The organism is Actinopolymorpha sp. B11F2, assembly GCF_040195635.1.
In the GTDB taxonomy this organism is placed as follows: domain Bacteria; phylum Actinomycetota; class Actinomycetes; order Propionibacteriales; family Actinopolymorphaceae; genus Thermasporomyces.
This window is the reverse complement of the sequence record NZ_JBEFTX010000003.1, coordinates 229,262-253,180: the sequence shown is the minus strand read 5'-3', so window position 1 is coordinate 253,180 and position 23,919 is coordinate 229,262. Positions and strand designations below refer to the sequence as shown.

Here is a 23,919-nt window from a genome sequence, read left to right as displayed (position 1 = left end):
TGGGCGCGCTCGGAGGGATTCGAACCCCCAACCTTCTGATCCGTAGTCAGATGCTCTATCCGTTGAGCTACGAGCGCTGGGCGGTTGCCGAGTCTACAGGTCGGCGACCGGCGTTCCGAATCAGGTTAGTCCGGATCACCTGACCAGCTCCGCGCAGACGCGGACACCACCCTCAGACCACCCCAAGCAGTGCTTCAACGTCGGGCGCGGCCTCGAGCTGGACGAGGGGGTGCAGATCACGATCTTGCGGGCATGTACGAAGATCAGAGACGTTCGGTGCCACAGAGTGATCGAAACAGTACGCACCGACGTGTCATTTGCGACAGGATTCTCATACTGCCGCCGGGAGCGACCGCACCGTACGCACGCGAGAGTCCCCGGGAGAGGAGCCACGGTGACCGCACTGCTGACCCGAGGCTTTCGCCGGGTCGTGATCGTCGGCGCTGGACTCGGCGGGCTCTCCGCCGCCTGCCACCTCAGCGGTGCCGGCCATCGGGTGACCGTGGTCGAGCAGGCGAGTGGTCCAGGCGGGCGCGCCGCGCGGGTCACCAGGGACGGCTTCACGTTCGACACCGGGCCGACGGTACTCACCATGCCCGACCTGCTCGAAGCAACCTTCGAGGCGGCGGGGGCACGGATGTCGGACCTGCTGACACTGCGCCCGCTCGACCCTTCGTACCGCGCGACGTTCGCCGACGGGTCCACCATCCGCGTACGCCATGGGCAGGAGGCGATGGCGGCCGAGATCCGGGAGCAGTGCGGAGCGGCCGAGGCGGCGGGTTTCGTGCGCTTCTGTCGCTGGCTGGAGTCGCTGTACCGGTTGGAGATGCCGGCGTTCATCGACCGCAACTACGACGAGGTGCGCGACCTCGCTCGCCCGCTCGGGCCGGCGCTGCGACTGTTCCGGCTCGGCGCGCTTCGCAAGCTGGAGCAGGCGGTCAGCAGCTACTTCCGCGACGATCGCCTGGTCCGGTTGTTCAGCTTCCAGTCGATGTACGCCGGACTCGCTCCGCAGGAGGCACTCGCCGTCTTCGCGATCATCACGTACATGGACACGGTCCGCGGGGTCTACTTTCCTGAGGGCGGCATCGGCGCCGTGCCGGTCGCACTGGCGAAGGCGGCCGAGAAGGCCGGAGCGATGTTCAGATACGACACACGGGTGCAGCAGGTGCTCCGCAACAGCGCGGGCCGCGTCCGGGGTGTACGCCTCGCGGACGGCACCGAACTCCCCGCCGACGCCGTCGTGGTGAACGCCGACATGCCCGTCGCGTACCGCTCACTGCTCCCCGACCTCAGCACACCCCCGGCGCTACGGCGGGCACGTTACTCGCCCTCGGCGTTCGTGTGGCACGCGGGCGTGCGCGGTCTGCCTCCGGCCGAGGCGGCCCATCACAACATCCATTTCGGTACGCAGTGGCAGCAGTCGTTCCGGACCCTGCTGAAGCGTGGACGCCGGATGCCCGACCCGTCGGTGCTGGTCACCGTGCCGAGCCGTACCGAGCCCGGTCTGGCGCCACCGGACTCGTCGGTGCTCTACGTTCTCGAACCCGTGCCGAATCTCACCGGCCGCGTGGACTGGACGTCGGAACGCCAGGAGGCCCGCGACCGGCTCGCCCGGCTGGTCGACGGGTGGGGCTATCCGAGCGACGTCGTGGTCGAGGAGACGATGGATCCGACGGACTGGGCGCAGCAGGGCATGGCGATGGGTACGCCGTTCTCGATCGCGCACACGTTCTTACAGTCGGGACCATTCCGGCCGCCCAACGTCGACCGCCGGATGCCCGGTCTGGTGTTCGCGGGAAGCAGCACGGTGCCCGGCGTCGGCGTACCGATGGTGCTCATCTCGGGTCGGCTTGCCGCACAACGGGTGGAGGAGCTGTGATGGCCGAGTCAGCGGACGACGACGAGCCGGCGGACCGCGTCGGGTTGGCAGACCACGACGGGTTGGCAGACGGCGACGGACCGGCGGATCACGATGGACTGGCGGGCCGCGACGGACTGGCGGACCGCGACGACGGGGATGGCAAACGCGCCGACCTGGTGCGGCGGTCGTACCGTCTGTGTGGACGCGTCGCCCGCCACCACGGCAAGACGTATGCGATGGCGGCCCGCCTCCTGAGCGCCCAGCAACGACGCGACGTCCACGCCGTCTATGCGTTCTGTCGGGTCGCGGATGACATCGTTGACGATGCCGGCGACGCGGACCCAGAGCAGACTCGCCGGGCGCTGGCGGAGCTGGGCGCAAGGTTCCGGGCCGACCTCACCCGCGGTGAATCGGATCATCCGGTCCTCGCCGCCGTCGTCGAGACCGCCCGGCGGCGGCGCATCGACCCCACCTGTTTCGAACGATTCCTCCGGTCGATGGCGATGGACCTCGACACGACCGCGTACGCCACCTGGGACGACCTGATGGGGTACATGGACGGCTCCGCCGCGGTCATCGGGGAGATGATGCTGCCGGTGCTCCGTCCGTACGACGCGACACAGGCACTCGGCCCCGCCCGCGACCTTGGCATCGCCTTTCAGCTCACGAACTTCCTGCGCGACGTTGGCGAGGACCTCGACCGGGGACGGATCTACGTGCCGCAGGAGGACCTCGCGCGGTTCGGCGTCGATCCGCGCGAACGGCGCGTGAGTACGCGATGGCGGGCACTGATGCGGTTCGAGATCGAGCGGAACCGCAGGATCTACGCGTCGGCCGACACCGGGATCCCTTTGCTGCCAGGGCGTTCGGCCCGCTGCGTACACACCGCGCGGATCTTGTATTCGCGGATTCTGGACCGGATCGAGGCCGCGGGGTACGACGTCTTCAGCACGCGGGTCCGGGTTCCCGGTCGGGAGAAGGCGGCGGTGGCGTTGCGGTCGATGCTGCGTCGTCCTCCGTCTGTGGCGGCGGGTTCGCCGGCGTCGACGGGAGGTTCGGCGGCGTCGGCGCCTTCTCCGGCGTCGGCGCGTCTGTCGGCGTCGCGGCCGGGTTCGGCGTCCCGGTCGGATCCGCCGTCCCGGTCGGATTCGGCGTCGGGTGGGAGAACGCGGACCGCCGGGGCGTCAGGCGTACATCCTCATTCTGAGGCCGGCGGGCGAGACGCTCCCACAGCAGAATCGTGAGCGTCATGAGGCTGAATCCGAACGCAAAATCCTCCACCGGGATGTCCCACGGGAAGCGGATCCCGCTTGCCTGGCGCGGCGCGTACACCACGATGGGCGCGCTCAGCTTGGTGAGCCAGCCGTCGACGAGGATCTGAAAGCCGAGAACGATGACGACGGTGAGCCAGTACGCCGGCCGGCGGAACAGATGGGTCCGCAGGACCAGGAGTTCGAGCGCGACCACAGCGGGGACCGAGAGTGCGGCCGCGACGGTGTACTCAGGCATGGGGGCCACGCCCCGGGAGTCGGCTGCGGCCGCTGCGTCGGCTGCATCGGCTGGGTCGGTTGTATCGGCTGGGTCGGGCGTGTCGGCTGTGTCGGAGGAGCGTGCCGACGGCTTCGTAGGTCAGGAGGGCACACAGCGGTACGACGACGAAGAACACCAGCTCCTCGACCGGGATGCCGAACGGCAGCAGCGCTCCTGTGGTGTAACGCGGGCTGAACTGCCAATGTCCGCGCGCGATCGCTACCGCGTCCCAGACGAGGAACACCACGACGACGACACCGAGAACGAGCGCGAGCCGTCGCGGCCGGCGGTAGACGCGGGCACCGAGCACCCACTCCAGCGGGAGGGTGACGGCGAGGCAGGCGGCCATGAGCAGGAGGTACTGGTAGCGGTCGATCGGTCCTCCTCCCCCTTCGTCGACGCCTACGGAGGCCCCGCCGCGGAGCACCCGCGAGGGGCGCGAGGGGGTCGCCTTCGTCCAGTGAGCCTAGAGATATTCCATGATCATGAAAGCTGACGGGCCCATAGAGCCACAAAACCCTCATGATCACGATCATGATCACGGGACAAGGGACGCAGGGCGCAGCGACCGGGGCCAGGACGAGGTCGACCGAGGACCGGATGGGTTCGATGTCGCGGACGGGTTCGACCGCGGGGCCGCCGCGTACGACCGGTTGGTGGGGTTGAACCCCGGCTATCACGTACAGCTTCGGCGGTCCGCGCACCGCCTCTGCGTCGACCTCGGTCCGGCCGACAGCCGGAGCCCAGCCGACAGCCGGAGCCCAGCCGACAGCCGGAGCCCAGCCGACAGCCGGAGCCCAGCCGACAGGGGAAGCCCAGCGGACAGGGGGAAGGGCCTGCGCCTGCTGGACCTCGGCTGCGGTACCGGCGCGTCGACCGCAGCCCTGCTGGATGTGGTTCCGGACGCCGAAATCGTCGCTGTCGACACCTCGGCACGAATGCTCGACCAGGCACGGTGCAAGAGTTGGCCGCCGACCGTCGAGTTCGTCCGTGCGCGGGCGGAGCACCTCGACGCCGCGGGGGTGAGCGGTCCGTTCGACGGCGTGTTCGCGGCGTACCTCGTCCGCAATCTCCGCGACCCGGATCCCACCCTGCGACACATCCGCGCGCTCCTGCGGCCGGGCGGGCGGCTCGCGGTGCACGAGTACTCCGTCGCCGACTCGGCCGTCAGTCGAGCGGTCTGGCGGGCCGTCTGCGCGGGCGTCATCATTCCGGCGGGACGCCTGCTGTCCGGTGACGCGGACCTCTACCGGTACCTCCACCGGAGCGTCCTCGACTTCGACGGCGTGCGTGCACTGTCGGCGCGGCTGCGGCGGGCGGGGTTCACCGGCGTACACGTCCAACCGATGTCGGGGTGGCAGCGCGGGATCGTGCACACGTTCGTGGCGCACCGGCCGGCGGGTACGACGGTTGCGCCCCGCACCGCCGCCGTCGCCACCACCACCACGGCCAGCGGCCGCCGTCTCGCGAATCCTCCCCGCGGAAACACCTGGTACGGCACGACGCGGCCCGGACGCGACCGCCGCGCGGGGCTCCTGCCCGCCACACCGCCGCCGAGCGATCGCGCGGCTTCCTCCGAGACCCCGCGGGTCGCGGTGGTCGGCGGCGGCATCGCGGGTGTCACGGCCGCCGTCGCGCTGGCCGAGCGCGGGATCGCCGTCACCGTGTACGAACGCGAGCCCCACCTCGGCGGGCGCCTCGCCGGGTGGCCGACGACGCTCCGCGACGGAAGTACGGCGACGATGAGCCGCGGGTTCCATGCGTTCTTCCGGCAGTACTACAACCTGCGTGCGCTCCTGGGCCGGGTCGATCCCGGGCTCGGGTCCCTCGTGCCGCTGCGCGACTATCCCCTGGTCCATGCCAGCGGCGCCCGTGACAGTTTCGTCCGACTCCCGCGGACTCCGCCGTGGAGCGCGCTCACGTTCGCGCTGACCAGCCCGACGTTCTCGCTCCGTGACCTCAGCCGGGTCAATGCCCGGGCGGCGCTGCCGTTGCTGGATGTGAGCGTGCCCGACATCTACGAACGCCTGGACGGCATCGACGCCCTGACGTTCCTCGAACGGATCCGCTTCCCGGCCGCTGCCCGCGACCTGGCGTTCTCGGTGTTCTCCCGCAGCTTCTTCGCCGATCCGCGCGAGCTGTCCGCCGCCGAACTGGCGTCGATGTTCCACCTCTACTTCCTCGGATCCAGCGAGGGGCTGCCGTTCGACGTGCCCGCGCGGCCGTTTCCGCAGGCGATCTGGAATCCGCTGGCCGGCTACCTCGCATCTCTTGGCGCCGACCTGCGCCTCGGTGCGGCCGTGGGTGAGGTCGCGCGCCCCGATGACGGGCATTTCGTCGTACGCACGACTGGCGGCGAGGACGCCGAGGTCGACGGCGTGGTGCTGGCGTGCGACGTCGGCGGGTTGCGGGACGTGGTGGCCGCCTCCCCCGACCTCGGGGACGCGGCGTGGCGGGACCGGATCGCCGCCCAACGTAGTGCCCCGCCGTTCCTCGTCAGCCGGCTGTGGCTCGCCCGCCCGGTCGCGTCCGAGCGGCCGGCATTCCTGGGCACCGCCAGCTTCGGGCCACTGGACAACGTCAGCGTGCTGGAGCGGTACGAGGACGAAGCACGGGCGTGGGCCCGACGTACCGGCGGGTCCGTCGTCGAGCTGCATGCGTACGCCGTGCCAGCCGGTGCCGACCCGGCCGGCGTGCGGGGTGACCTGCTGACGCAGCTGCATCGCGTGTATCCCGAGACGGCCGGAGTCGACGTGGTGGACGAACGGACCGAGCTCCGCGCCGACTGCCCGCTGTTTCCGCCAGGCAGCTTCGCCGGGCGGCCTCCGGTCAGGACGCCTGATCCGGGTGTCGTCCTCGCCGGTGACCTGGTCCGCGTCGACGCACCGGTCGCTCTCATGGAGCGCGCGGCGACGAGCGGCCTCCTCGCGGCCAACCAGCTGCTGGCGTCGTGGGGCCGGCCGACCCATCCGGTGTGGAGCGTCCCCAATGCCGGGCGCTGGCGCGCGTTCCGGGCCCTGGCCGCCCGCTTCGCGCCCTAGTCGTCGACAACGGCGACCACGACGACCACGACACGACCACGGCGACCACGACCACCACCGAGGGCAGGGCCGCGGCCGGGGAACGCCAAACGCGTCGGGCGCCCACCCCGTCAGCCGGGGAAGCGGCCACTGGTGCGGAGCGCGTAGCGGCGTTCGGCGTACGCGAGATCGTCCTTCCACAACCGCCTTGCGGCGGCCCGCATCAGCGGGCGGAGTGCCGACGCGCCGCGACGGGCGAGCGCGAACCCGGGTCGGTCGGAGTAGGCGATCGTCGCCTCGACCACCGCCGTCACCGGCCGCTCCAGCGCATCCAACCCCAGGGGCGTGGCGTGGGTCTCGACCACACTCGTCGCACCTTCGCCGTCGACGATGTGCATGACGACCGTCCGCGGTTCAGGGCAGCTGAACTCCACCCGCACCGGCACGCCGAGCCGCCCCGCCACCCGGAAGGACACCTCCACCACGAACCGGTCCTCGCCCTCGCCCGAACCCGGACGCGGATCGGCCGGAGCGTCGAGCACCCTCAGGTGCGCGAAGGAGTACGGATGGAACCACGCGCCATGCCACGGGTCGAGCCGGTTCGCCACCACGTCCTCGGGCTCGCACCGCCCGGTCATCGTCGCGACGGCGGCGATACTCCGCCCGAGCGCCGGCCGCCGCGGAAGGACCGGCTCCGCCAGCGGCTCCTCTCCACCCACCTCGTCGAGCCGCACCCACGCCAGCACGCCGTCGTCGTACGCCGGAAACGGGTCCCACCCCGGGAAGCCGCCCGAACCGAGCGCCAACCCGTGCCACCGGCACACCAGACGCCCCGCGTCGACCGCGGCCAGACAGAGCGGTGCACCGAGGTGCGGGCACGCGCCGGGACCGGCGTGCAGAGCGCCGTCACTCCCGCGCCACAGGACGAGTTCGACGCCGGCGACGGTACGCCCGAACGGCCGGTCGCGCCGGACCTCCCGGCTCGACGCGACGACGTACCAGTTGCCGGACGGTCGCGCCTGGGTGCGTTTGAGCGCCGCCTCGATGAGCCCGGGTCGGGCCTCCCGCCAGGTAGGTTCCTGCGCCGACCAGGCAGCACGCGGCATCCGCCGCAGCGGGATCCCCCGCCGAATTCTGCCGCGTACGCTCATTCGCCCTCACCCAGAAGTGATCAACGGTCCCGATCCGGGCCGGCGAGCGCTCGCCGGGTCCGCATGCGGGACCGTTGATCAACCACAAGACGGCTGCCGCTCGACGCCGTCCTACCCCGAGGACCGCGGCCTACTTCGCTCCGAGGTCGTCGAGTGCCTTCGAGGCTCCTTCGTTCAGCGGAATCGGGTCGGTCTTGCGCGCCAGCTCCAGCGTGATGTCGGCGGCGGCCGGGTTGACCTTCTCCAACGCCGCCCGCTCGTCGAAGATCAGCTTCACCAGCTTGCCGGCCAGCTCGGCGTCGAAGCCCTTCTTCACGACGAGCACGTTGGGAACGACGATGGTCGGCACGTCGGCGGCCTGACCGTAGGTGTCGGCCGGGATGGACCCCGCCTCGTAGATCGATCCGTACTCCTCCTGCAGGCCAGCGAGCGAGGAGGAGAGGTCGAGGAGCTCGACCTTGTCGCCCAGCGACGTCGTGAGGTCGGTGATACCGCTGGTCGGCAGCCCGCCGGACCAGAACATCGCGTCGATCGCGCCGTCCTTCATGCCGTCCTGCGTCTCCGGCAGACCGAGGCGCTGCGCCTTGATGTCGCTCGCCGGGTCGAGACCGGCATCCTCGAGCAGCCGGTGGGCGATGACCTCGGTGCCGGACTTCGGCGAGCCGGTCGACACCCGCTTGCCCTTCATGTCGGCGATCGAGTCGATGCCCGCGTCGGTGCGTACCAGCACGTGCGTGTAGTTGGGGTAGAGGCGGGCCAGCGCCTCCACCGGCTGCGGCTCGCTGAAGGAGCCCGTGCCCTCGACCGCGTCCTGCGCCGTGTCGGAGAGGGAGAACGCGACGTCGTAGGTGCCGGCCACGACACCCTGGATGTTCTGCACCGACGCACCGGTCTCGCTCGCGGTCGCCTTGTAACCCTCGAGGTTCTGGTCGATCAACCGGGCCAGACCGCCACCGAGCTGGTAGTAGACGCCGGTCGTGTTGCCGGTCGCGATGGTGAGACGCCCGCCGGTCGAACCGCTCTCGCCGGCACCGCCGCCACCGGTCTCGGTGTCGGTGCGCTTGCCGCCACAGCCGCTGAACGCCAACGCGCCCGCGAGCGCGGCGACTCCGAGCCGAAGTAGCAGCGTACGACGGTGGTGCGGTCGTCGGTCTCGGCTGGGTGAGCGCCGTTGTGCGCCCTTGGTCATCACATGCCCCCTTGCGGATCAGGCACCGGCGACGCCAGCCGCCGGCGGATGAGGTGGACGGCGACGGCGACACCGAGAAGCGCGCCACCGACGCCGATGGTGAGCGGTTCGAGATACAGAAGCAGGAGCGCGGCGCCGAACGCAAGAATCCGTTCGTACGCACGCGCCGGTCCGACGATCCAACCGCCCGTCGCCGCCGCGAGGGCCGCGACGGCCAGTACCGACACGAGCGTGGCCCAGACCACGCCGAGCAACGGGCCCTGGGACAACAGGTTCGACCCGTTGTCGCTGAGGACGAACGCGAACGGCACAAGGAACGCCGGTAGTGCGTACTTCCAACTCGCCCACATCGTACGCACCGGGTTCCCGCCGGTGATCGCGGCCGACGCCACTGCCGCCAGTGCCGTCGGTGGGCTCACCTCGGAGAGAACCGCGTAGTAGAAGACGAACATGTACGCCTCGGGCCGCGTCACACCCAACTCCAGCAGCGCCGGCGTGATGATGACGGACGCGATGATGAACGACGCGGTGACCGGGACGGCGAGACCGATCACGGCGACCGCCACGGCGGCGAACAGGGCCGTGAGAAGCAGGACCAGCGTCGGATGGTCGCCGACGACCTGCGCGCCGTCGACGATGATCGCCGCGAGGTTGAGGCCGAGGCCGGTGAGGGTGACGACGGCGACGATGACCCCGGCTGCCGCGCACACCGCGGTGACGGGGAGCACGCTGCGGGTGCCGGTCGCGAGCGCCTCGAGGAGCCGGCGCGGCGTCATCGCATGCGTACGGTCGAGGAACGAGAACCCGAACTGCAGGATCGTCGCGTACACCACGGCCTTGAACGGCGGGATGTCCGCCGCCATGAACGCCACGATGAGAAACAGCGACAGGAAGTGGTAGCCGAACCGCCCCAGCAGCCGCCACGGTGAGGCGGTGGAGATCTCGACGGCTTTCGCGTCGTGCTTCCGCGCGTCGATCTCGATCGCGAGAATGATGCCGACGTAGTAGAGGATCGTCGGGATGATCGCGTAGATGAGCACGGTGAGATAGCTCGTCCGCAGCAGTTCGGCGATGATGAACGCCGCCGCGCCCAGCGTGGGCGGTGAGAGGATCGCGCCGATGCCGGCCGCCGCCAGGATGCCGCCGCCCTGTTCTCTCGGGTACCCGGCGCGGCGCAGGATCGGCCACGACACCGTGCCGAGACTGACCGCGGTCGCCGTACCCGATCCGGAGACCGTGCCGAGCAGGAAACCCGCGAGGGTGACCGTGCGGCCGGGTGCCGTACCCGACCCCCCTTTTCCGCGCCGCCCGGAGAACGCCGCGAACGACAGGTCGATGAAGAACCTCCCCGCCCCCGACATGTCGAGGACCGCGCCGTAGATCGTGAACAGCACGATGTACGTGGCGGCGACGGACAGCGGTGTGCCGTAGAACCCGCTCGTGCCCATGAACAGCTGCGGCACGATCTCGTCGATGTTGAAGCCGACATGGGCCAGCGACCAGTCGATCGGCAGGTAGGCGCCGTAGTAGGCGTACGCGAAGAAACCGAGACAGATCGCGGGCAGCCACCACCCGGTCGTACGCCGGGTCGCCTCCAGGATGAGCACCAGGAGGACAAGACCCGCGACGAGATCGAGCGTGGTGGGGATCTGCCGGCGTTCGAGAAAACTGTCGTACGCAAGAAGCGGGTACAACGCCACCAGCAGGGAGAGGACGGCGAGCACCCAGTCGAGAGCAGCCGGGTTGTCGCGGTCACCGGACGCGGCGGGGACTTCGCTCCGGCGGTTGAGGCGGCCCACGCTCAGGCGGAAGCCGGACCGGTAGCACAGGAACGTCAGTGGCAGTACGACCGCGAGGAAGATCGTCAGGTAGTACTGCGTCCCCTTCGCCAGTGGGAGAAACACCGTCCAGAGGACGAAGACACTGACCAGCGCACACAGTGCCGTGATGGCGATCGCGACCGGGCCGGAGAGCTGGCGGCCGGGGCGTTCCTCGTCATGCTCGGCGAGAATCTGCCCGGCATCGGACCCAGCCTGATCACCTTCGGAGGAAGTTGCACTGACCTTCGCGCTACCCGGGTGATCATCGTGTGCCATATGTCACGCTCTCCCCATGGACGAGCTTGCGCGTGCGGGACTCGGGCCGCGCCCGTTCGCACGGTGGTCCGAACCAGACGATGATGTCGTACCGTCGAGCCGGAACCTAGTCTGGCTCCGCGAGCGGCTCGGCGAGCTGACCCCGACGCCGCCGGTGCCGGTCTCGGTCATTGCGGTGGCGGAGTCGGCATTGCCTGCCGACGCGGCTGATGCGTTCGCGGGAATTGTGGGACCGGCGTACGTCCTGGGCGACAAGGAGGCACGGCTCGCCCATGCCGGCGGCCAGTCGTACTCCGATCTGCTGCGGCGGCGGTCTGGTCATCAGGTCACGCTTCCCGACGCGGTGATCCGCCCGGGCGGGCACGAGGAGGTTGCCGCGGTCCTCGACAGGGCGGGCGAGCTCGACGTCGCCGTCGTCCCCTATGGCGGCGGCACCAGCGTCGTCGGCGGGGTCGAACCCGAGCGCGGTGGGCACCGGGCGGTCGTCACGCTCGACCTGTCCCGGATGGACCAGTTGCTCGCGCTCGACGACGTGTCGCTGACGGCGACGTTCCAGCCCGGAGTGAGCGGTCCACGCGCAGAGGAGCTGCTCGGCGAGCACGGACTCACCCTCGGCCACGTCCCCCAGAGCTTCCCGCGCGGCACGGTCGGCGGTTTCGTCGCCACCCGGTCCGCCGGGCAGGCGTCGACGGGGTACGGACGGATCGACGCACTGGTGGTGGGGCTGCGGGTGGCGACACCGGTCGGTTCGCTCAGGCTCGGCACGGGCACGCCGAACGCGGCCGGGCCGGACCTTCGCGCGCTCTTCACCGGGTCCGAAGGCACCCTGGGCGTCCTGACCGAGCTGACGTTGCGGGTACGGCCCGCGCCCACCGAGCGGCGGTACGAGATCTGGGCGTTCCCTGCGTTCGACCGTGGCCTCGAAGCGATCCGGACGATGGTGCAGGACGGCGAAGTCCCCGATGTCGTACGCCTGTCCGACGAGGACGAAACCGAGACCGCCCTGGCGTCGCAGGGTTCAGCGGGACGAGTGGCGGGGTTCGTGTCCCGGGTGCGGGGGGTCCGCCGCCCGGCGTTCTGCGTACTCGGCTGGGAAGGGGACCACGACTCGGTGCAGCACCGGCGCCGGGTGATCCTTCCCGTACTCCGCAAGGCTGAGGCGTCCTCGCTCGGTGCCCGGGCCGGTGAGTCGTGGCGGCACCACAGGTTCGACGGTCCACGCCTGCGTGACGCGCTGATGGACGCGGGGGTCCTGGTCGAGACGGTGGAGACGGCGACGAGCTGGGCAGGGCTTCCGCGCCTCTACCGCGCGGTGACCGATGCGCTGCGGGAAAGCCTCACCGGTCTTGGTACGCCGCCGATCGTGATGGCGCACGTGTCACATGTCTATCCCACCGGCGCGTCGTTGTACTTCACCGTGCTGGCGCGGCAGCTTCCCGACGCGGGTGTGGCGCTCGACCAGTGGGATGCGGCCAAGACCGCTGCCAGTGAAGCGATCTCGGCATCCGGCGGCACGATCAGCCACCACCACGCGATCGGTCGTACGCATGCGCCCTATCTCACCGCAGAGGTCGGGCGCGTCGGTGTCGTCGTCCTTGCGGGTCTCAAGGCGACGCTCGACCCGCACGGAATCCTCAACCCCGGCGTCCTGATCCCACCCTCCCCGTGATCATGATCGTGATCATGAAACCGTTGGGCGTCTATGCCCCCGTAAGGCTTCACGGTTCGGAACGCCTTCATGATCACCGGCCCGAACCCCCACTTGTCGCAGGAGTTCCGGGCAGCTCGGCAGGTCCAGCGGCTTGACCCGGACCCCGGCACCCCAGCACCTCAGCACCTCAGCACCTCAAGCCTGGCCGCCCTCACAAGCCCGGCAGCCCTCCGTACCTCAAGCCCCGCAGCCCTCGCACGCCCGGCAGACTCGCGGGCCTGGCAGCCCCCCGCCTCAAGCCTGGCAACCCCCGGCACCTCAAGCCCGGCAGCCGCCGCAAGCCCGGCTGCTCCGCGCCTCAAGCCTGGCAACCGCCGGCACCTCAAGCCCCGCGGCCCTCGCAAGCCCGGCTGCTCCCGCACCTCAAGCCTGGCAACCCCCCGCACCTCAAGCCCGGCGCGTCGCACACCCCGGCCCTGGCGGGGCCCGGCGACACGGCAACGGCAACGGCAACCTCTCCATGATCATGAAGCGAGTCGGGATCATGAAGCGAGTCGGGATCATGAAGCGCAACGGGGAAATAGCGCCTCAGAACCTTCATGATCACGATCATGATCACCGGACGGGTGGTGGACCGCCGACAACCACCCGGCCCGCGGGCCGCGGGAGAGCACCGGCGACCTGCGCGCCGCGAGGCAGCATGTACGTTCCAGCGCGTACGCGGTGCCCTCGAGCTACGTCTCGGGCGGCAGTGGAGATCACGCTCACCAGTGGACGCCGTCACCGCCAGCTGGCGGCGATTCTGGGACCTCGAGTTCGCATCCGGTGAGCAAGGAGCTTCTGATGATCGTACGACCGTTCCGCTTCGGCATCGTGTCCGCACTCGCGCCGTCCGCCCACGACTGGACGACCATGGCGCGCCGGGCCGAGGACCTGGGCTACGACACGCTGCTCACTCCCGACACGCTCCGGACGTTCTCGCCGTTCCCCGCGATCGCCGCCGCAGCAGCCGCGACGGACACCCTGCGGTTCGGCACGTTCGTCCTCAACACACCGCTCCACGCCCCCACCGCAACCGCCCTGAACACGATGACCATCGACATGCTGACGAACGGCCGGTTCGAGCTCGGCCTCGGCGCCGGCCGCCCCGGCGCCGAAACCGAAGCCGAACGTCTGGGAATCCGGTGGGGTACGCCTAGCGAGCGGGTCACCCATCTCGCCGACACCATCCGTACCGTCAAGGAGACCTTGCGCACGGCGGCGGCCAGCACGAGCAGAGGTCCCGGCCAGCTCCGACCGGTCCAGCAGCCCCGACCGCCGATTCTCGTGGCTGGTCAGGGGCGGCGGCTGCTCCGGCTCGCGGCCGAGGAGGCCGACATCATCGGTGTCGGCGTCGGCCTGGAGGGAACGGAGTACGACCTGGCGGCGAAGGTCGGCGAGCTCCGCGACATCGCCGGCGACCGGTTCCCGCGCCTGGAGCTCAGCATGAACATCGCCGCGGTGGGCGACGACCTGCCCGACTGGATGCGCCCGATGCTGGGCGGCACCGATCCGCGCGAACTGGCGGAGAAGGGCTCGATCGCACTCCTCCGCGGTTCGACAGACGACATGGTCGACACGCTGCTCCGGCGCCGTGAAGCACTCGGCATCTCCTACATCTCGGTGAACGCGACGTTCATGGACCAGCTGGCACCGGTCGTAGGAAAACTCGCCGGGCGCTGAGGGGTCATGCAGTAACGACTCAATTCGGCGCAGGCCGGTCTTAGGTATGGGCTGGTCCGGACCGGACAGGCCGCCTTGTGCATGATCTCGACAGTGCTCGGCAGAATCCCGCAAGAAGTTTCAGACAATTCGTAAGAATTGGTCGGACAGGGCTTTCCCATTTCGTCGTACCGTCATGCACGGACCCCGCGATGGAGCCATGCCCACCTAGCGTTACTGCATGTCCACAACCACCACACCGAGCGGCCATGTGATCAGCCCACGCGGCGAAAGCCCTGGGACGGTCCCTACCCGACATGCCCGACTGCGCACCTGGGTCCAACAGGTCGCGGCTGTGTGCCAACCCGACCGGGTGTACTGGTGTGACGGCTCGGACGAGGAATGGACCCTGCTCACCGACCAGTTGGTCGACGCAGGAACGCTCGTACGCCTCAATCCCGACAAGAAGCCGAACTCGTTCTGGGCGCGTACGGACCCCAGCGACGTGGCCCGAGTCGAGAAGCGCACCTTCATCTGCTCCGACAACGAAGCCGACGCCGGTCCGACCAACAACTGGATGGACCCGGCGGAGATGAAACGCACGATGACCGACCTCTTCCGCGGCTCCATGCGCGGCCGGACGATGTACGTCATCCCGTTCTGTATGGGCTCGCTCGACGCCGAGAACCCCTTGTTCGGCATCGAGATCACCGACTCCGCCTATGTCGTCGCCTCGATGCGGATCATGACCCGCATGGGGCAAGCTGTCCTTGACAGGCTCGACGAGGACTCCGAGCAGGCCTTCGTCCCCTGCCTCCACTCGGTCGGAGCGCCCCTCGAGCCCGGCGAAGAAGACGTCCCGTGGCCGTGCAACGAGACCAAGTACATCTCGCACTTCCCTGAAACCCGGGAGATCTGGTCGTACGGATCCGGCTACGGCGGCAACTCCCTGCTCGGCAAGAAGTGCTACTCGCTACGGATCGCGAGCGCCATCGCGCGCGACGAGGGCTGGCTCGCCGAGCACATGCTCATCCTCAAGCTGACCTCGCCGGAAGGGCGCGTCCACTACGTCGCCGCCGCATTCCCCAGCGCCTGCGGCAAGACGAACCTCGCCATGCTCGAACCCACCGTCCCGGGCTGGAAGGTCGAGACCCTCGGCGACGACATCGCCTGGATGCGGTTCGGTGACGACGGCCGGTTGTACGCCCAGAACCCCGAGTTCGGCTTCTTCGGCGTCGCGCCTGGTACGGGCTGGAAGACCAATCCCCATGCCATGCGGACGATCGAACGCGGCAACTCCCTCTTCACCAACGTGGCCCTCACCGGCGACGGCGACGTCTGGTGGGAGGGATACTCCGAGGAGCCACCCGCCCACCTGACCGACTGGAAGGGCCGGCCCTGGCCGCCACAGGGCTCCGACGGTGACGAAGGCCAGCGGTCAACGCGGAATCGGGAGCAAGGGTCGGAGGCCGCGCGGAAGCCGGAGCCGTCCAGCCATCCCAACAGCCGTTTCTGCACGCCGATCAAGCAGTGCCCGATCCTCGCGGATGAGTACGACGATCCGCGCGGCGTACCCCTGTCCGCCATCATCTTCGGCGGCCGGCGCGCGACGACGATCCCGCTCGTCACGCAGTCCCGCGACTGGACGCACGGAGTCTTCATGGGCGCCACGCTGTCGTCGGAAACGACGGCTGCCGCGGAGGGTCAGGTCGGCGTCGTACGCCGCGATCCGATGGCGATGCTGCCGTTCATGGGTTACAACGGCGGCGACTACTTCCAGCACTGGATCGACGTCGGCAAGCAGCACGATGCGGACAAGCTGCCGAAGATCTTCTACGTGAACTGGTTCCGCCGGGATGCCGACGGATCGTTCCTGTGGCCGGGCTTCGGCGAGAACAGCCGCGTCCTGAAATGGGTCATCGAACGTATCGAGGGCCGAGCGGAGGCCGCCGAGACACCGGTCGGCTGGGTGCCGGCGCCAGATGCGCTCGATGTCGACGGGCTCGACCTCGACGCCGACGCGATCGAGGCGCTGCTCCGCGTGGACGGCGAGGAGTGGCGGGCGGAGCTGCCGCAGATCACCGAGTGGTTCGAGAAGTTCGGCGACCGGCTCCCGGCGACGCTGTGGGCCGAGCTCGACGGGTTGACGGAGCGGCTCGGCGCCGACCGGGGTCCCCGCGGAGACGCGGAGCTTGCGTAGCGTTTTCGTGGGGTGAAGTAGCGTAGTGGTCCGCGAGGAACGAGCGACCCGCGGAGCGAACGAGAAGCCGACCGCGACCATGAACACCGAGCGGCTCGGCGCCGAGTGAGCGACGCCCAACCCGATTGGATGAGGGCGCCCCTCACGCGAACAGGAAGTGGCGGAGCCGGCAGCGGAGTCGGCGCGCGATAGTACACACTTGTCCGAGGTCCCTCGCCTGTCGTGGCGGGGAACCTCGGCCACGTTTCCGCACGTCCTGGGGTGAGCTCATGGGTGCCGCCATCATGCCGTTGGTGCTGGTCGTCTTCGTCCTCGTGCTCGGCCTGGGAGCCGCGGCCATCATCACTGCCGAACGCCTACGCCGCGAGAACGCCGCGCTGCGCGGGCTCGTCGACAGGTTGAAGGACATCGCCTGGGACCAGCGCGAGCTGGACCCCAACCTCAGCACCATCATCATCGACGAGATCCGTACCTATGAGAAGAAGGAGCTGCGTGGATGAGGAAGTCCGCGGTCCTGGCCCTGACCGTCGCGGCAACACTTGGCGCCGTCATCGCACTCAATGGATGCACCAGCATCAACACCCAGCCGGACGAAGCCGGACTCACCTATGACGCCGGTCCATTGTCCAACACCGAGTTCGAAAGTTGCGTCGGTCCCAGCACCCGCAACTGGGATGGACCGCGCGACCTGCACTTCACCTACCCGTTTGGTCAACGTACGTACGACTTCAGTGGAACCGAGGGGTCGGACGGGCCGCCGATCAGCGTTGTCACGAACGACAATGTGACGATGACGGTGACTGGTGTCGCGACCTTCGCGCTCAACACCGACTGCAAGACGCTGCGACAGTTCCACGAACGGATCGGGATCAAGTTCCAGTCCTGGATGGAAGGTGGGCAGACCGCCGACGGTTGGCGCAACATGCTCAGCGTCTATCTCAAGCAGCCGCTCGACAAGGCGATGGACGCGGTGTCGAAGAAGTACGGCTACAAGGAGCTCTACTCCGATCCCGCGGTCAAGGAGAAGTGGGAGGACGAGGTAGGCATGCTGGCCTCGGAGTTCATCAAGGATCAGGCCGGAGCCGACTTCTTCTGCCAGCCGTCGTACGCCGGTGCCGGCCCATGTGGCAACGCGGTCCTTACCCTGCAGGCACCGGTGCCTCCGGAGAACATCCGCTCGGCGTTGACGGCCGAGCAGGAGGCCGTCGCGCAGAACAACGCCCAGAAGCAACGGAACGAGACCGTACGCACCGAACTGGAGTCGATCCGCGAACTCGTGAAGGTCCTCGGCCCGGACGCGTACGTGCTCTACAAGGCGGTCGAGGATGGCAAGGTCAGCGTCGTTCCGGTTCCGGCGGGGAGCGGAATCAACGTCACGCCTCGCAACTGATCCTCGACGCACGACCTCATTTGGATGAGGGGCGCCCTCACAGACCACCGCTGGATGAGGGCGCCCCTCATTCGAACCTATTGGACGAGGGCGCCCCTCATGCACGGTCCCGTTGGATGACGGTGCCCCTCATCCACCACGCGCCGGCGGCCCCACGCATCACGGGACCCTCGGAGCCGATCAGCGTCATTCAACGGCGAGCAACGGAGGTGAACGGCTCGGGGCGGTGGACGCCGCGTGGCCGGTAGCCGAGCGCCTCGCTCTCCCCGAGGTAGTCGGCGAGCAGCCACACGATGGCGAGCCACATCTCCGTACCCTGCAGGCCGGCCGTGTGCCGAGCACCCGCGCCCGGTTCGAGCGCGAACGCGAACCCCTCGCCGTCGCGCCATCGGTTCAACGCCCGGTCGAGATGAACCCGCGCCCAACTCTCGGCTTCGTTCCGCCGCGACGGGGTCTGCTTGGCCGCGAGCCACAGCGGATGGATCACGTCCAGGACGTTGCAGGCGTTGCCGCGATTCTCACCGAAGTACTCGGGGTCCCGGCTGTGCGCGAGGACCGTGTCGACGACCTGCTCGGGATACGGCAACGGCAGGCCGAACTGTGCGTAGGTGCCGCGCGTCAACCGGTAGAAGCCGTTGACGGGCTGCAGCCAGCGCTGACCGCTGTCCGGGTTGCTCCACATCGCGTGGAACGGGTCGGCGTTCGCGAGGAGCCAGCCGAACAGCGACTCGACCGGACTGCGCAGGTCGAAGTCGACGAGGTTGCGACAGACCCCGGTGCCGAACGCATCCACCCACGCGCCCGCTCCCCAGCCACGGGTGTCCCATGGCAGGTTGTCGAGGCGTACGAGCAGGTCCGCCGGATCCATGTCGGCGACTGCCCGTACGGGATGGGCGAATCGGGTGCCCAACAGCTGCAATGCATAACCCACACAGAGGATGTGGTACGCAGCGGCTCCACCGTCAAGGGAAGGTTGCGCGGCCTCGGAGTACTCCGGAACAAGCCCGGACTCGGCGTCCTGCAACGAACGCAGATGCGCGGCGATCCGGTCACCCGGCACCTGCGGAGGCGGAGATCCCTGCTCCAGAAGCAGATCGGCGATCTCGACGGCGTCGCACCATGCCCTGACGGTGGGTGAGGCGTCCGGCCGGTCGAGGAACCGCCCGCCGAGCTCGGCGGCCACATCGCCGATGCTCGCACCCTCCTTTGCGTCACCGCCGGGCTCCGGATTCTCGTGCCAGCAGCGTGCGAGGACGTCCTGCGCCTGCGATCGCGCCTTGTCGGCAAAGGACTCCAACCGTGCGGCGAGCCCGCCAGCGCCGGCAGCCGGCGCACGCCTGACGTCCCGGCGGTCGCGGATCATCCGCGCCGGATTCCCGCCCACCATCGCCCAGTCAGGAACGTCCTTCGTCACCACGGCACCAGCACCGATGACCGCGTGGTCGCCGACCGTCACGCCATCGACCACCACGACGTGGGACCCGATCCAGACATCGTTGCCGATGACGATGCCCTTGGTCGTCGTCGGCTGCTTGCACACCGGCCGGTCAGGTGCCGTCCCATGGTTGAACCCGAGCAGCGACGTGTGGGCGCCGACGCGGACCTGGTCGCCCATGCGTACCTTCCCGCGCACCACCGCGTACGGGTTCAGCGTGCTCTGCGTACCCATCTCGAGATCGTCGACCAGCACGTACGTATGGGCCCCAAGGTAGGAACCGTCACCCAGCCGGAGGCGCTGCGGGAAGATCGCGGCGAGCGGCGAGACGAACACGTCGGTGCCGAAGGCAATGTCACCCCGGCCGGCCAACTCCTCCTGCCAGGCGAGTTGCGCCTTGCGTTCGTCGTCGCTCGCCGTACGCCAGAACGCCCATGGCGCGAAGTCGTAGTAGGCGTCGGGCATCGTCGAACCGTCGTCGCTCATCCGGATCCTCTCCCAGGCGGGTCAGATCCAGTGTGGGCGACGGTCTCACGCGCGACAACGCACGCTTCACGAAGCGGACGGCACGTTCCGGCGCCCCGGGAACGCGTCGGCGAGGAACCCGGTGACCGCGGCGACGAACTCCGTCGGATCTTCCTTGTGTACGCCGTGGCCCACCGGAATCGAGACCATGCGTGCACCGGGGATGCGGTCGGCCATTGCCGCGATCGCGTCCTGGTCGAACGGGCTCGCCGGCCCACCGCCGATGACGAGCGTGGGTGACTTGATCGCTTCGAGCTGTTCCCACCACGCCGGATCGGGGCTGTTGACCTGGCCGACAACGGCCGGCCGGACCGCCCAGTCGTAGGACAGTGGTCCGGGTGGGCGTTCCGGGACGGTGCGGCGGTGCGGAACCGGCGGTGGCGTCTCCTCCAGCACGAGCGCGGCGACCCGGCCGGGGTGCTCCTGCGCGAGGAGGTACGCCGCGACGCCGCCCATCGAGTGCCCGACCAAGACGGCCCGCTCGAGGTCCAGTCGGTCCAGGAAGCCGAGCAGGTCGTCCTTCATCAGCCCGAACGCGTACTCGCCCGGCCACGTGGTCTCGCCGTGCCCGCGGAGGTCCGGGACATACACCCGCCAGTGTGCGGAGAAGGCAGGTAAGACGGAGTTCCACGATGATCCGTCAGAGGTGAGCCCGTGCAGCAGGACCATCGGTGGCGTGTCAGGGCCGCCGTCGACGCGGTAGGCAATCCGCAGCGCTGAAACGTCAACGATGCGTCTTTCGGTCACGGGCGGACCGTACCAACCGAAATCGTCATCATCGATGCGCGTATGTCTGTTCGCTGAGAAATGTTAAGCTCCGCCTGTGCCAGTCTGGCGACTTGCTGAAGGTCCTGCCGATGGATGCACGGAACGACGGACTCGTTGATGCCGATATCCAGGTCCTGGGTGCCGATATCCGGTTCATGCGCCATTCCTCGATCGGGCCGGTTCACGAAGCTATTTCCCACTATTCCGACCAGGCGCTGGCTCGGCAACTTCAACGGCTCGCCGAAATACGCACCATGAGTGACATCATGGGCATCAGGCTTGACCAGGCGTACCGGGCGACCTCAGCCCCTTCTGCCGACATGATCGTGCGTTCGCGGAAGATCATCGAGCAGAGCCGGAACATGATCCGGCTCTCCTGCGCCGCTGGAGAGCACTCCGCCAAACGCATCGAACGATCCCGCGCACTCCTTTCCATGCGGCAGCGCGCATCCGCTGCCTGACAAAGGAGGCCCACGGCGCACATGCGGTCCTATCGCGTCCTTGAGGTGTAAGGCTCCGAGGGATCTGCCTCAGAATTCGACCGAGTAGCGGACCTTGCTGCACAGGTGATCGCCGCGCCGAGCGCGATCGCGGCAACTGCGACGGCGGCGGTTCCCGACCAGCCAATCCAGGCCACCGCTGCGGCGCCGAAGGCAGTGCCCAGACTCCCGCCGACAAAGTAGACGATCATGTACGCGCTGTTGAAACGCGCCGGCGCTCGTGGGTCGATCGCCAGTACGGTGCTCTGATTGGCAACCTGGGCGGCAAACAGTCCGGCGTCGAACAACGCCAGCCAGAGGACCATCAGTCCTGGGCTACCAGGGATGAAGCCCAGTGCCGCTGCGGCAACGCCGGCCAGCGTCAGGCCGACCAGAATCACTGTGCGTGCCCCGTGCCGATCGGTGAGTATCCCGGCAACCTGGGTTGCGATCATCCCAGTCAGCCCGGCGAGGGCATACAGGCCGATCCGTTCGGCAGAGTAGTTGTATGGCGGCCCCGACAACGTAACCGCCAAGCCTGCCCAGATTGCGCAGAACGCAAAGAACCACGCCGTCCCCCTGGCAGCGGCCAGCCGCAGGGATGCGAACCTCACCAACAAGCCCGGCATGGACCGAAGGGTTGCCAGGTAGCCGCTCTGCGTACCACCTGGGACCTTGGGCAGCACCAGCAATGCAGTTCCTGCGATCGAAAGGCACGCGACGGCTAAGGTCAGCAGCATGCCGCGCCAGCCGACCGTATCGGCCAGCCAGCCACCAGCGATGCGGCCGGCCAAGATTCCCGCTGAGATCCCGGCCGTCACGATGCCGAGCACGGTCGCGCGGCGACCAGCGCTGGACAAGCGCCCGGCGACCGAGCTCAGGCCGGCGCCGACCGAAGAACACAGCCCGCTCATGAGGACGCACAAACCCAACAGCCAACTGGTGGAGACAGCCGCCGTCGCACCGATCGATACGCCCAATGCGACGAACTGCGCTGCCAGCACGAACCGAGGAGGGAACCGATCGACCAACGGGACCAGCAGGCCGAGCCCGACCAGGTAGCCAGCCGGTCCACACGCCAACGCCACGCCGACCGCTGCCGTCGACGACCCCAGCGAGATCGCCACATCAGCAATCGCGGGCTGCAGTGGGTAGATCGCCGCCGTCCCCACAGCGGCAGCTACCGCCATGAACAGCACGACAGGGCCACGGAGGTCGCGGGCGCGGTCGGAATCGTCCCTCAATTCGGTTCTCACGCCAGTGACCCTAGGAATCATCACCCACGACTGCTGGCGAAAATTGGACGGCACCGACGATCCTGGGTGGAACGGGCGCGGGCGCTCTGCTCGTGGATACTTGAGGTTCGGCTGGTTGTCGTTCTGTGAAAGGGTCATGGACTTGCCCCGAGGTACCGATGGTTGCGGCGCTGTGGCTGGGCGCTGTGGTGCTGGTGATGACCCCTCACCACCTGCCGTAAGTCTCCGGTGTGCCCGTGTTGAGGCGGTGCCGCCACTGTGATGGTTGTGCTGAGCGTGCTGCTCGGTGTCTTGGTGGTGGGCGCGTTGACCGTGTTGACCGGGTACTTCGTAGCGCAAGAGTTCAGCTACATGACGGTGGACCGGTCCCGGCTGAAAGCGGCGGTCGCCGCCGGTGACGCCGGCGCGAAACGCGCGCTCGGCATCACGGGGCGTACTTCCTTCATGTTGTCCGGCGCGCAACTGGGCATCACGGTGACGGGGCTGCTGGTCGGATATGTCGCCGAACCGTTGATCGGCGCCGGCCTCGGGAAGGCCCTGGGTGGGGTGGGGATTCCGCAACCAGTCGGCGTGGCGGTCGGCACGGTCCTGGCGCTGGTGTTCTCTACGGCGGTGCAGATGGTGTTCGGGGAGTTGTTCCCCAAGAACCTGGCGATCGCCCGCCCGGAGCTCCTTGCCCGCGCGTTGGCCCGGTCCACCACCTGGTATCTGGCCGGGTTCGGCTGGCTGATCTGGCTGTTCGATCAGGCCGCGAACCTGCTGCTGAGGCTGGTGAGGATTGAACCGGTGCACGACGTCGAACATGCCGCCACGCCACGTGATCTCGAACACATCATCGCCGAATCCCGTACCGCCGGCGAGCTGCCCGCCGACCTGTCCGGGTTGCTGGACCGGGTGCTGGGTTTCCACGACAGCACCGCCGAGCACGCGATGATCCCGCGGCCGTACGTCACCGCGATCGCCGGCACCGAACCGGTTCGCCGGGTGCTGGAGGTGATGGCTGCCGGCCACTCCCGTCTTCCGGTGGTGGGCGAGTCGATCGACGAGGTGATCGGCGTCCTCAGCCTCCACGATGTTCTGGCCGCAGACGAGTCCCAGGATCTGGGCACCGTGCCGGTACGTGATCTGGCCCGCCCGGCGGTGTTGGTGCCGTCTACGAGCCCATTGCCCAATGTCCTGGCCCGGCTGAACGAGGCCGGTGAACAACTCGCCTGCGTGATGGACGAGTACGGCGGCCTCGCCGGTGTGATCACCATCGAGGACGTTGCCGAGGAACTGGTCGGTGAGATCGTCGACGAGCACGACCCGGTCGGTGAGGACCAGGTGCACGCCGACAACAACGGCGACCTGACGGTGCCAGGAACGCTGCACATCGACGAGGCCGAACGGGTCCTCGGCCACAACCTGCCGGCCGGTGACTACCAGACGATCAGCGGGCTGATCATCACCCAATTGCACCGACTCCCCGAACCCGGCGACGCCATCACCCTTCAGCTGGCTGCCAGCCCCGATGGCGACCACCCGGCCCCGCGGCTGACCTTGATCGTCCTCACCGTCGACCGCCACGTCCCCCAGACCGTGCAACTCCACCTGGCCGACACCACCAGGAACCCCCGCCTTGGCCAACACGGCGGCACCGTCGCGGAGGTCTCCACGTGACTGGG

General features: G+C 68.7%; 16 protein-coding genes, 1 tRNA gene and 2 pseudogenes. 10 read left to right on the top strand and 9 right to left on the bottom strand.

Going from position 1 to position 23,919, the window contains the following annotated elements; all coding sequences use genetic code 11:
* Positions 1-4: 4 nt before the first annotated feature.
* Positions 5-77, bottom strand: a tRNA-Arg gene (locus tag ABN034_RS07595).
* 317 nt (positions 78-394) lie between these two features.
* Here ABN034_RS07595 and ABN034_RS07590 point away from each other — a divergent pair.
* Together ABN034_RS07590 and ABN034_RS07585 are read left to right on the top strand one after the other, a co-directional pair.
* Positions 395-1,882 carry a phytoene desaturase family protein gene (locus tag ABN034_RS07590; protein WP_349690275.1) on the top strand — a complete coding sequence of 496 codons (1,488 nt, stop codon included), beginning with the start codon at positions 395-397 and terminating at the stop codon, positions 1,880-1,882.
* Positions 1,882-2,778 (top strand): annotated as a pseudogene (locus tag ABN034_RS07585) (phytoene/squalene synthase family protein); the annotation flags it as partial. The gene ABN034_RS07590 and the pseudogene ABN034_RS07585, both read left to right, overlap by 1 nt.
* Positions 2,779-2,809: 31 nt before the next feature.
* Here the strand turns inward: ABN034_RS07585 and ABN034_RS07580 are convergent.
* Both ABN034_RS07580 and ABN034_RS07575 read right to left on the bottom strand, forming a co-directional pair.
* Positions 2,810-3,373: a lycopene cyclase domain-containing protein gene (locus ABN034_RS07580; RefSeq protein ID WP_349690274.1), complete on the bottom strand. Its 564-nt coding sequence runs from the start codon at positions 3,371-3,373 to the stop codon at positions 2,810-2,812.
* Positions 3,366-3,821 carry a lycopene cyclase domain-containing protein gene (locus tag ABN034_RS07575; protein ID WP_349690273.1) on the bottom strand — a complete coding sequence of 152 codons (456 nt, stop codon included), beginning with the start codon at positions 3,819-3,821 and terminating at the stop codon, positions 3,366-3,368. Before ABN034_RS07575 ends, ABN034_RS07580 begins: the two co-directional genes overlap by 8 nt.
* 58 nt (positions 3,822-3,879) lie before the next feature.
* On the opposite strand from ABN034_RS07575, the gene ABN034_RS07570 reads away from it, so the two are divergent.
* Positions 3,880-6,435: an FAD-dependent oxidoreductase gene (locus ABN034_RS07570; RefSeq protein ID WP_349690272.1), complete on the top strand. Its 2,556-nt coding sequence runs from the start codon at positions 3,880-3,882 to the stop codon at positions 6,433-6,435.
* 110 nt (positions 6,436-6,545) lie between these two features.
* Here the strand turns inward: ABN034_RS07570 and ABN034_RS07565 are convergent, their stop codons facing one another.
* From ABN034_RS07565 to ABN034_RS07555, 3 genes are all read right to left on the bottom strand, one after another.
* Positions 6,546-7,565 (bottom strand): DUF5914 domain-containing protein, encoded by a 1,020-nt coding sequence (locus ABN034_RS07565; protein WP_349690271.1) that lies wholly within the window; start codon positions 7,563-7,565, stop codon positions 6,546-6,548.
* 130 nt (positions 7,566-7,695) lie between these two features.
* Positions 7,696-8,754 carry a TAXI family TRAP transporter solute-binding subunit gene (locus tag ABN034_RS07560; protein WP_349690270.1) on the bottom strand — a complete coding sequence of 353 codons (1,059 nt, stop codon included), beginning with the start codon at positions 8,752-8,754 and terminating at the stop codon, positions 7,696-7,698.
* On the bottom strand, positions 8,754-10,850 hold the full coding sequence (locus ABN034_RS07555; RefSeq protein ID WP_349690269.1) for a TRAP transporter permease: 2,097 nt from the start codon (positions 10,848-10,850) through the stop codon (positions 8,754-8,756). The genes ABN034_RS07560 and ABN034_RS07555 overlap by 1 nt, the downstream gene beginning before the upstream one ends.
* A 16-nt stretch (positions 10,851-10,866) precedes the next feature.
* Here ABN034_RS07555 and ABN034_RS07550 point away from each other — a divergent pair, with 16 nt between their 5' ends.
* The 5 genes from ABN034_RS07550 to ABN034_RS07530 all read left to right on the top strand — a co-directional run bounded on the left by ABN034_RS07550 (position 10,867) and on the right by ABN034_RS07530 (position 17,792).
* A complete protein-coding gene (locus ABN034_RS07550; protein WP_349690268.1) occupies positions 10,867-12,519 on the top strand; it encodes an FAD-binding oxidoreductase in 1,653 nt (550 codons plus the stop codon).
* Between the two features lie 825 nt (positions 12,520-13,344).
* Positions 13,345-14,223: a TIGR03621 family F420-dependent LLM class oxidoreductase gene (locus tag ABN034_RS07545; RefSeq protein WP_349690267.1), complete on the top strand. Its 879-nt coding sequence runs from the start codon at positions 13,345-13,347 to the stop codon at positions 14,221-14,223.
* 220 nt (positions 14,224-14,443) lie between these two features.
* Entirely contained in the window at positions 14,444-16,402 is a 1,959-nt protein-coding gene (locus tag ABN034_RS07540) for a phosphoenolpyruvate carboxykinase (GTP) (RefSeq protein ID WP_349690266.1), read from the top strand.
* A 269-nt stretch (positions 16,403-16,671) separates the two neighbouring features.
* Positions 16,672-16,902, top strand: coding sequence for a hypothetical protein (locus ABN034_RS07535; protein ID WP_349331227.1), 231 nt, complete (start codon positions 16,672-16,674; stop codon positions 16,900-16,902).
* The gene (locus ABN034_RS07530; protein ID WP_349690265.1) at positions 16,899-17,792 is read left to right on the top strand and encodes an SPFH domain-containing protein; all 894 of its coding nucleotides are present in this window, start codon (positions 16,899-16,901) and stop codon (positions 17,790-17,792) included. The genes ABN034_RS07535 and ABN034_RS07530 overlap by 4 nt, the downstream gene beginning before the upstream one ends.
* 1,342 nt (positions 17,793-19,134) lie before the next feature.
* Here ABN034_RS07530 and ABN034_RS34300 read toward each other — a convergent pair.
* Positions 19,135-19,299 (bottom strand): annotated as a pseudogene (locus tag ABN034_RS34300) (DapH/DapD/GlmU-related protein); the annotation flags it as partial.
* A 480-nt stretch (positions 19,300-19,779) separates the two neighbouring features.
* The gene (locus ABN034_RS07520) at positions 19,780-20,499 is read right to left on the bottom strand and encodes an alpha/beta fold hydrolase (RefSeq protein ID WP_349690263.1); all 720 of its coding nucleotides are present in this window, start codon (positions 20,497-20,499) and stop codon (positions 19,780-19,782) included.
* A 92-nt stretch (positions 20,500-20,591) separates the two neighbouring features.
* Here ABN034_RS07520 and ABN034_RS07515 point away from each other — a divergent pair, with 92 nt between their 5' ends.
* Entirely contained in the window at positions 20,592-20,981 is a 390-nt protein-coding gene (locus ABN034_RS07515) for a hypothetical protein (protein ID WP_349690262.1), read from the top strand.
* A gap of 29 nt (positions 20,982-21,010) precedes the next feature.
* On the opposite strand, the gene ABN034_RS07510 is transcribed toward ABN034_RS07515, so the two are convergent.
* The gene (locus ABN034_RS07510) at positions 21,011-22,309 is read right to left on the bottom strand and encodes an MFS transporter (protein ID WP_349690261.1); all 1,299 of its coding nucleotides are present in this window, start codon (positions 22,307-22,309) and stop codon (positions 21,011-21,013) included.
* 207 nt (positions 22,310-22,516) lie between these two features.
* On the opposite strand from ABN034_RS07510, the gene ABN034_RS07505 reads away from it, so the two are divergent.
* On the top strand, positions 22,517-23,914 hold the full coding sequence (locus ABN034_RS07505) for a hemolysin family protein (protein ID WP_349690260.1): 1,398 nt from the start codon (positions 22,517-22,519) through the stop codon (positions 23,912-23,914).
* Positions 23,915-23,919 lie beyond the last annotated feature (5 nt).

Excerpts from the sequence above, each read along its gene's own strand:
- ABN034_RS07580 (WP_349690274.1), bottom strand. The coding sequence starts at position 3,373 with ATGCCTGAGTACACCGTCGCGGCCGCACTCTCGGTCCCCGCTGTGGTC.
- ABN034_RS07570 (WP_349690272.1), top strand. The coding sequence starts at position 3,880 with ATGAAAGCTGACGGGCCCATAGAGCCACAAAACCCTCATGATCACGAT.
- ABN034_RS07565 (WP_349690271.1), bottom strand. The coding sequence starts at position 7,565 with ATGAGCGTACGCGGCAGAATTCGGCGGGGGATCCCGCTGCGGCGGATG.
- ABN034_RS07560 (WP_349690270.1), bottom strand. The coding sequence starts at position 8,754 with ATGACCAAGGGCGCACAACGGCGCTCACCCAGCCGAGACCGACGACCG.
- ABN034_RS07555 (WP_349690269.1), bottom strand. The coding sequence starts at position 10,850 with ATGGCACACGATGATCACCCGGGTAGCGCGAAGGTCAGTGCAACTTCC.
- ABN034_RS07550 (WP_349690268.1), top strand. The coding sequence starts at position 10,867 with ATGGACGAGCTTGCGCGTGCGGGACTCGGGCCGCGCCCGTTCGCACGG.
- ABN034_RS07545 (WP_349690267.1), top strand. The coding sequence starts at position 13,345 with ATGATCGTACGACCGTTCCGCTTCGGCATCGTGTCCGCACTCGCGCCG.
- ABN034_RS07540 (WP_349690266.1), top strand. The coding sequence starts at position 14,444 with ATGTCCACAACCACCACACCGAGCGGCCATGTGATCAGCCCACGCGGC.
- ABN034_RS07535 (WP_349331227.1), top strand. The coding sequence starts at position 16,672 with ATGGGTGCCGCCATCATGCCGTTGGTGCTGGTCGTCTTCGTCCTCGTG.
- ABN034_RS07530 (WP_349690265.1), top strand. The coding sequence starts at position 16,899 with ATGAGGAAGTCCGCGGTCCTGGCCCTGACCGTCGCGGCAACACTTGGC.
- ABN034_RS07505 (WP_349690260.1), top strand. The coding sequence starts at position 22,517 with ATGGTTGTGCTGAGCGTGCTGCTCGGTGTCTTGGTGGTGGGCGCGTTG.